The sequence below is a fragment of the Streptomyces sp. NPDC057623 genome (assembly GCF_042800355.1).
GTDB lineage: Bacteria > Actinomycetota > Actinomycetes > Streptomycetales > Streptomycetaceae > Streptomyces.
This window is the reverse complement of the sequence record NZ_JBHVGZ010000031.1, coordinates 99,271-107,645: the sequence shown is the minus strand read 5'-3', so window position 1 is coordinate 107,645 and position 8,375 is coordinate 99,271. Positions and strand designations below refer to the sequence as shown.

Here is an 8,375-nt window from a genome sequence, read left to right as displayed (position 1 = left end):
GCCGGTGGCCGTTCAACTATGCGGGCACCATCCCGATGCCGGAGCAAACCCCCGGATCAGGTCGAACCCGTACACCACTTCTCTGGACGCAACCGTAAGCCCGCGCCTGCCGAGCTTCCTCCCTGCGTTGTCTCGCCTCAGTTTCCATCTGGCGCTGTTGCTGACGCTGCATCTCAGCCCAGACGCCGACCAAACCAGCAGAGCGACGACTCATGCGCTACCTGCCCTCCCCAGGCACGTCGGCACCGCCGACCAAAACCTGGTTGCCCCCGCAACCAGTAGTAACAATCCGACTTTATCCAGCAATCACCGTCCTGGACATCAACTTGCCAAAGGCAAGCTGAGCCAACCGCTCAGGCAGCTCACCGGCATCGGACAGCATTGAGCCCCCTCTGTAATGAGAGGGGGCTCAACATCGCTGTATGGGGCCTCAGCAAGGTCTGAGCACTCAGACCCACTCGACCTCTGAGTGGATGCCCCAGGACTCAGCGGGGCTTGGAAGAGGCGTACCAGGCACCCGCCGCGGCACTGACCGTCGAAGGCCAGAAGCCCCGCCAGAAGCCAGCGCAGCGGCCACCTCTTCCCCGCTCGCCTCAGCCAGGGCCGCAATCACTCGATCGAGCGCCTCGCCCACTCAGTGAGAGTGCCCGCTCGGTGCCGGCGCAGCGTTCTTCACCGTCAGAGGCAGCAACTTCTTCCCAGTCGGCCCGATTTGTATGGCCGTGTCCATCTGCGGGCACACCCCGCAGTCGAAGCACGGCGTCCACCGGCAGTCCTCCACCTCGGTCTCGTCGAGGGCGTCCTGCCAGTCCTCCCAGAGCCATTCCTTGTCGAGGCCGGAGTCCAGGTGGTCCCAGGGGAGGACTTCCTCGTACGTCTTCTCACGCGTCGTGTACCAGTCGACGTCGACGCCGAAGGCGGGCAGCGTCTTGTCGGCGCAGGCCATCCAGCGGTCGTAGGAGAAGTGCTCGCGCCAGCCGTCGAAGCGGCCGCCGTCCTCGTAGACCGCGCGGATGACCGCGCCGATGCGGCGGTCGCCGCGGGAGAGGAGTCCCTCGACGATGCCGGGCTTGCCGTCGTGGTAGCGGAAGCCGATCGAGCGGCCGTACTTCTTGTCGCCGCGGATCTTGTCGCGGAGCTTCTCGAGACGGGCGTCCGTCTCCTCGGCCGAGAGCTGCGGGGCCCACTGGAAGGGGGTGTGGGGCTTCGGGACGAAGCCGCCGATCGAGACCGTGCAGCGGATGTCGTTCGAGCGGGAGACCTCGCGGCCCTTGGCGATGACCTTCGTCGCCATGTCGGCGATCTGGAGGACGTCGTCGTCGGTCTCCGTCGGCAGGCCGCACATGAAGTACAGCTTCACCTGGCGCCAGCCGTTGCCGTAGGCCGTCGAGACGGTCCTGATCAGGTCGTCCTCCGAGACCATCTTGTTGATGACCTTGCGCATGCGCTCCGAGCCGCCCTCGGGGGCGAAGGTCAGGCCCGACCTACGGCCGTTCCTCGTCAGCTCGTTCGCCAGGTCCACGTTGAACGCGTCCACGCGGGTGGAGGGGAGGGACAGGCCGATCTTGTCCTCCTCGTACCTGTCCGCCAGCCCCTTCGCGATGTCGCCGATCTCGCTGTGGTCCGCCGACGAGAGGGACAGGAGGCCGACCTCCTCGAAGCCGGTCGCCTTCAGGCCCTTCTCGACCATCTCGCCGATGCCGGTGATCGAGCGCTCACGCACCGGGCGGGTGATCATGCCTGCCTGGCAGAACCGGCAGCCGCGGGTGCAGCCGCGGAAGATCTCGACCGACATCCGCTCGTGAACCGTCTCGGCCAGCGGGACGAGGGGCTGCTTGGGGTACGGCCACTCGTCCAGGTCCATGACCGTGTGCTTGGACACGCGCCACGGGACACCCGACTTGTTCGGCACGACACGGGCGATACGGCCGTCGGGGAGGTACTCGACGTCGTAGAACGCCGGGATGTACACCGAGCCCGTCTTCGCGAGGCGGAAGAGGACCTCCTCGCGGCCGCCCGGCATCCCCTCCGCCTTCCACTGGCGGATGATCCTCGTCATGTCCAGCACGGCCTGCTCGCCGTCGCCGATGATCGCCGCGTCGATGAAGTCGGCGATCGGCTCGGGGTTGAACGCCGCGTGGCCGCCGGCCAGGACGATCGGGTCGTCGAGCGTCCGGTCCTTGGACTCCAGCGGGATGCCGGCCAGGTCCAGGGCCGTGAGCATGTTCGTGTACCCGAGCTCGGTGGAGAAGGACAGGCCGAACACGTCGAAGGCCTTCACCGGCCGGTGGCTGTCCACCGTGAACTGCGGGACGCCCTGCTCGCGCATCAGGGCCTCCAGGTCCGGCCACACGCTGTACGTGCGCTCGGCGAGGACGCCCTCCTGCTCGTTGAGGACCTCGTAGAGGATCATGACGCCCTGGTTGGGCAGCCCGACCTCGTAGGCGTCGGGATACATGAGCGCCCAGCGGACGTCACACGACTCCCACGGCTTGACCGTGGAGTTGAGCTCTCCGCCGACGTACTGGATCGGCTTCTGCACATGCGGGAGCAGAGCTTCGAGCTGCGGGAACACCGACGCAGCGACTTCGGCAGGCATCTCGCGAACCTTCGTGAGCTGGACTGAAATGACAGGGGTGACCATCTAGCCTAACGCGACCGCGGACACCCCCAGCACGTCCGCAGGCTCACAGGACGTCCGCCCCGCCCCTGATCCCGTCCCAGACCCCGGGCAGCTCGGCCTCCACGGCCGCCGCCCGCTGCTCCTCACGCCCGTACAGCAACCCGTACGTGAAGGCGCTCTCCCCCGCCGCGTGCGCGACCGCGGACAGCTCGCGCAGGGTCTGGCGGGCCATGACGCTGTCCTGGTGCTCCCCGAGCAGGTTCTGCAAGGACTTCATCGTCTTGGTCAGGGCCTTGGCGGGCTTGCCCAGCGCGGGCGTGGCGGCCTCCGCCGCGTAGCGGGTGCGCTTGGTCTTCTTGCGGGCCTCGTGGATCGCGACGTCCCGGTCCGTGCCGGGCTCCAGCTCCAGCGCCTGCTCGACGAGCGCGGACACCTTGCCGAAGTCCTTCCGCACGGCCTTGGGGAGCACCTTGCCCGGCTTCTTCCCGGCCGCCTTCCGCAGCGGCGGGTCGGCGAGCACGCCGTCCATGGCGTCGAGCAGGGCCAGGTAGCGGCGGGAGTCGAGGACGCCGATCAGCCGGCCGCTCGCCCCGCCGGGGCTGTCTCCCGCCCAGTGGCTCAGCCGCTCGGCGACCGGGCCGGAGACCAGCGCGTGGGGCACCTCGTCGAGAGCCGCCGACAGACGTTCGTTCAGCACTTCCCGGTCCCGGTCCACGCCCAGCTCGCCGGCCAGCCACTTCAGCTCGTCGCCGATGGGATCCGTGACCGTCCGGTCCAGGACCTTGCCGAAGGACTTGAAGGTGCTGCGCATCCGGCGGGTGGCTACGCGCATGCTGTGGACGGAGTCCTCGACGTCCTGGCGTACGGCGGGGTCGAGCTCGACGATCGCGTCCCGCTGGGCGCGGACGTACGCGAGCACGTGGTCGCCCGCGGTCACGGGATCCTCGACGGACGCGGGGGCGGGCTTCTTCGGGGCGGTCTCGGCCAGGGCTCGCGCGAGCTTCGACGCCGACTTCGAAGGCCGTACGCCCGCCTTGCGCAACCGCTTCTCCACCTTGTCCAGGAAGCCCGGATCGACGCCGTCCGCCAGCTCCACCTCGATCTCGGTCCACTGGGCGTCGGCGTCCCCTCCGGCGAGCCGTCGCGCGCGTACGGCGTCCACGCTCACCTCCGCCAGCACCCGGCCGTCGGCATCCACGAGGTCGCGCACGTCACGGTCGGAGCGCAGCCGGACCACGGGCGCCAGCTCCACGTCCCGTACCCGGGAGCGGACGAGGCCGGCGAGGTCACCGGGCAGGGCATCGGACAACGGGGCCTGGACCTCGTCCCGTACTCCCGGAGCGACGGGGAACTTCAGATGCCAGCCCGCGTCGGAGCCACCGGTTCTGCGGCGCAGGGTGATCGACGAAGCGTGCAGGCGCTCGTCCGCGGTGTCGTAGTAGGTGGCGTCCAGATGCGCGACACCCTTGTCGATGACGGCCGCGACACCGGCGACGCCGGTCAGGTCGGGCAGGCCGCTGTCGTCGGACTCATACTTCCGCTCGATTTCGCGCTTCGTGTCCGCCATGACCTGAATCTAGTGGGAGTCAGGACCGGATGACAGGGCTTACCAGCCATGAACCGCAGGCGAACAGGGGGATGACAGCAGGAAATCCTGCCTGCGCGGCCTGGTACGGCGGGGCGCACGGTACTGGTGGGGCGGGGCGCACGGACCGGCTCGGCGGGGCGGGGCGGGGCGGGGCGGCCAAGGAGCGATTCGCGGGGCGGAACGGTTCCGCCGGGGGGAGGTACCAGTTCGGCTGGGCGGAGGACCGGCTCGGCGGGCGCACGCACCGGTTCGACGCGGCGGACTCACCGGTGCGGCAGGGCGGACTCACCGGTTCGACGGGGCGGACTCACCGGCGCGGCGGGCCATCACAGCTCCGGTCGGGCGCCACAGCGCCGGGCCTGCGCCGCAGCTCCATGGCAACGGCGGACACCGCGGCACCGGTCAGCCCTCACGGCCCGAGCCGACGCCAGCGATCCCCGGCTCCGGCCCCTGCCGACACCACGGTCCGATCCGGCGCCACAGTCACGATCCCGGCGCCACAGTCGCCGCTGCTCGCGATCCCGGCGCCACAGCACCAGGTCAGCACTCAGGCCCTCAAGGCCCGACCGGCGCTCCAGTCCTCAGCACCAGGCCGCCACACCATCCCCGGCTGACGCCCCACCCCCGGCCGGCACCGCGGCACCGGCCCTTGTTCTCCACCGCCGCCCGGCCTAGCGCAGCGGTCACGCCGACATCGGACGCTGCACCCGAATCGACTGCAACAACCCCACCGCCACCCACACCGCGAACATCGACGATCCGCCGTAGGACACGAACGGCAGCGGCAGGCCGGTCACCGGCATGATCCCCAGGGTCATCCCGATGTTCTCGAAAGCCTGGAAGGCGAACCACGCCACGATGCCCGCCGCGACGATCGTCCCGTACAGCTCGGTCGTCTCGCGCGCGATACGGCAGGCCCGCCAAAGGATCACGCCGAGGAGCACGATGATCAGCCCGCCGCCGACGAAGCCCAGTTCCTCCCCCGCGACGGTGAAGACGAAGTCGGTCTGCTGCTCCGGCACGAACTGGCCCGTCGTCTGCGAGCCGTGGAACAGCCCCGAGCCCGTGAGCCCGCCCGAGCCGATCGCGATACGCGCCTGGTTGGTGTTGTAGCCGACACCCGCCGGATCGAGCTCGGGGTTGGCGAAGGCCGCGAAGCGGGCGATCTGGTAGTCGTCCAGGACGCCCAGCTGCCAGACCGCGATCGCCCCCGTGGTGCCCGCGCCGATCAGTCCGAAGACCCAGCGGTTGGAGGAACCGGACGCGAGCAGCACGCCCAGCACGATCACCACCATCACCATGACCGAGCCGAGGTCGGGCATGAGCAGCACGATCAGCATCGGTACGGCGGCCAGGCCCAGCGCCTGCACCACCGTGCGGTGGTCGGGGTACTGCTTGTCGCCCGCGTCCACTCTCGTCGCCAGCAGCATCGCCATGCCCAGGATGATCGTGACCTTCACGAACTCCGAGGGCTGGAGCGAGAAGCCGCCGGGAAGCTTGATCCAGGAGTGGGCGCCGTTGATCGTGGAGCCGAGCGGGGTGAGCACGAGCAGGATCAGGAAGACCGAGACGCCGTACAGGATCGGCACGGCCGTGCGCAGGGCACGGTGGCCCAGCCACACGGTCCCGATCATCAGGGTGATTCCGATGCCGGTGTTCAGGAAGTGCCGGATGAGGAAGTAGTACTGGTCGCCCTGGTTGAGCTCGGTGCGGTTGCGGGTCGCCGAGAAGACGAGGATCGAGCCGATCAGCGACAGCGCGATCGCCGCCAGCAGTATCGGCCAGTCCAGTCGGCGGGCGAGCGAGTCGCGGGCGAACAGGCGGGTCCAGCCCGCCCGTTCGGGTCCGTACCCGGAGACCTGGAAGCTGTTGGCGCCGGTCATGTGAGCATCCTCCGGCTTCCCCTCCGACGCGCCCTGCGTCGCCTGCGCCGGGTGTCCCGGTTCTCGGGCGTCGGCGTCGCCGCGGTCCCGGCGAGCTGCTGCCCGTCCGGCTCGGCGTCGCCCTTCTGGCTGGCCCGCTGGTCCTTCGCCGGGTCCTTGGAGACCTTCGGCGAGGTGATGGTGCCGTCCGTGCGGACCTTCGGCAGGCTCTTCTGGGGCGTGGGCAGCAGCGCGTTCTTCTTGTTGATCGAGCCGTCGTCGGAGACGCCGTACAGCGCGTCGTAGATGTTGCGCACGGCCGGACCCGATGCGCCGGAACCCGTACCACCCTGGGAGATCGTCATGACGACCGAGTAGTCCTTGGTGTACGTCGCGAACCATGAGGTCGTCTGCTTGCCGTAGACCTCGGCGGTACCGGTCTTGGCGTGCATCGGGATCTTGTCCTGCGGCCAGCCGACGTCCGCGAACCGCCAGGCGGCGGTACCGCGGGTGGCGACGCCGGCGAGGGCGTCGTCCATCGAGGCCAGCGTCTGCTTGCTTATGGGCAGCCTGCCGTGCGACGTGGGCTTGATCTCCTCGACGCTCTTGCCGTCGGCGCTCAGGACCGCCTTGCCGACCGTGGGGTCGTAGAGGGTGCCGCCGTTGGAGATGGCCGAGTAGATCGTCGCCATCTGGATGGGGGTGACGAGGGTGTCGCCCTGTCCGATGGAGTAGTTGACGGAGTCACCGGCGCGCATCCGGTTGCCTTCGAGGCAGTTCTCGTAGGCGATCTTCTCGGCGTAGCTGCCGTCCCTCTTGCCGTACTTGCACCAGGCGTCCTTGTTGGCCTTCCAGTAGTCCAGCTTCCACTGGCGGTCGGGGACGCGGCCGGTGACCTCGTTGGGCAGGTCGATGCCGGTCTCCGCACCGAGGCCGAACTGGTGCGCCGTCTTGTAGAACCAGTCGTTGGCGTTCTTCTTCGGCTTGGTGCCGCCGTCCCGCTTCCACTCCTCGTGGGAGAGCCGGTAGAAGACGGTGTCGCAGGAGACCTCCAGGGCGCGGCCGAGGCTGATCGGGCCGTACCCCTTGGACTCGAAGTTCTTGAAGACCTGGCCGCCGATGGAGTACGAGCTGGAGCACTGGTACGGGCCGTTGAAGGAGTAGCCCGCGTTCACCGCGGCGGCCGTCGGGACGACCTTGAAGATGGAGCCGGGGGCCGACTGGCCCTGGATCGCCCGGTTGAGCAGCGGGTAGTTGGAGGCCTTGCCGGTGAGCTTCTTGTAGTCCTTGGCGGAGATGCCGCCGACCCAGGCGTTGGGGTCGTAGGTCGGGTTGGACGCCATGGCGACGATGCGGCCGGTTTTGGCCTCCATCACGATGACCGCGCCCGAGTCCGCCTTGTACGGCTCGTTGGTGTTGCGGTCCCACTCCTTGCGGGCGTCCTTCATCGCCTGGTTCAGCTCGTACTCGGCGACCCGCTGCACGCGGGCGTCGATGCTGGTGACGAGGTTGGAGCCGGGTTGGGCGGCGTCCGCCTTGGCCTGGCCGATGACCCGGCCGAGGTTGTCAACCTCGTAGCGGGTGACGCCGGCCTTGCCGCGCAGTTGCTTGTCGTACTGCCGCTCCAGGCCGGAGCGGCCGACCTGGTCGGAGCGCAGATACGGCGAGTCGGTGTCCTGGGCCTGCTGGAGTTCCTCGTCGGTGACCGGGGAGAGGTAGCCGAGGACCTGGGCGGTGTTGGACTCGCCGGGGCTCGGGTAGCGGCGAAGGGCCTGCGGCTCGGCGGTGATGCCGGGGAAGTCCTCGGCCCGCTCACGGATCTGCAGGGCCTGCTTCGGGGTGGCCTCGTCGGTGATGGGGATCGGCTGGTACGGCGAGCCGTTCCAGCACGGCTGCGGGGTCTCGGCGTCGCACAGCCGGACCTTCTCCTGGACCTCCTGGGGCGTCATGCCCAGCACATCGGCCAGCTTGGTGAGGACGGCCTCGCCGTCGTCCTTCATCTTCAGCAGGTCGGTGCGGGAGGCGGAGACCACCAGCCGTGTCTCGTTGTCGGCGAGCGGCACGCCCCGTGCGTCCAGGATCGAGCCGCGCACGGCGGGCTGCACGACCTGCTGGACGTGGTTGCCTGACGCCTCCTTGGCGTACACGTCGCCCTCGCGGATCTGGAGGTACCACAGGCGACCGCCCAGGGTGCCGAGGAGGGAGAGGACGAGGACTTGGATGACGATGAGCCGGATCTGGACGCGTGGCGTCCGGCCGGTCTCGGGGATGTTGGTCACTGCGGCTGCCTCCCCCTCTCAGT

The 8,375-nt window shown here is 69.1% G+C and carries 5 protein-coding genes; 1 reads left to right on the top strand and 4 read right to left on the bottom strand.

All coding sequences use genetic code 11. The features are described 5' to 3' along the window. Positions 1-385, top strand: a 385-nt coding sequence (locus ACFU95_RS28150) for a hypothetical protein (RefSeq protein ID WP_383832649.1), incomplete at its 5' end; no start/stop codon positions are given. A gap of 249 nt (positions 386-634) precedes the next feature. On the opposite strand, the gene ACFU95_RS28145 is transcribed toward ACFU95_RS28150, so the two are convergent. The 4 genes from ACFU95_RS28145 to mrdA form a co-directional block, all read right to left on the bottom strand. Next, positions 635-2,599, bottom strand: coding sequence for a TIGR03960 family B12-binding radical SAM protein (locus ACFU95_RS28145; protein WP_383832647.1), 1,965 nt, complete (start codon positions 2,597-2,599; stop codon positions 635-637). Between the two features lie 88 nt (positions 2,600-2,687). Next, positions 2,688-4,190 carry a CHAD domain-containing protein gene (locus tag ACFU95_RS28140; protein WP_383832645.1) on the bottom strand — a complete coding sequence of 501 codons (1,503 nt, stop codon included), beginning with the start codon at positions 4,188-4,190 and terminating at the stop codon, positions 2,688-2,690. 704 nt (positions 4,191-4,894) lie between these two features. Further along, positions 4,895-6,094 carry a rod shape-determining protein RodA gene (gene rodA, locus ACFU95_RS28135; protein ID WP_383832643.1) on the bottom strand — a complete coding sequence of 400 codons (1,200 nt, stop codon included), beginning with the start codon at positions 6,092-6,094 and terminating at the stop codon, positions 4,895-4,897. Further along, positions 6,091-8,352 carry a penicillin-binding protein 2 gene (gene mrdA / locus ACFU95_RS28130; protein ID WP_383832641.1) on the bottom strand — a complete coding sequence of 754 codons (2,262 nt, stop codon included), beginning with the start codon at positions 8,350-8,352 and terminating at the stop codon, positions 6,091-6,093. Before mrdA ends, rodA begins: the two co-directional genes overlap by 4 nt. Positions 8,353-8,375: the final 23 nt, after the last annotated feature.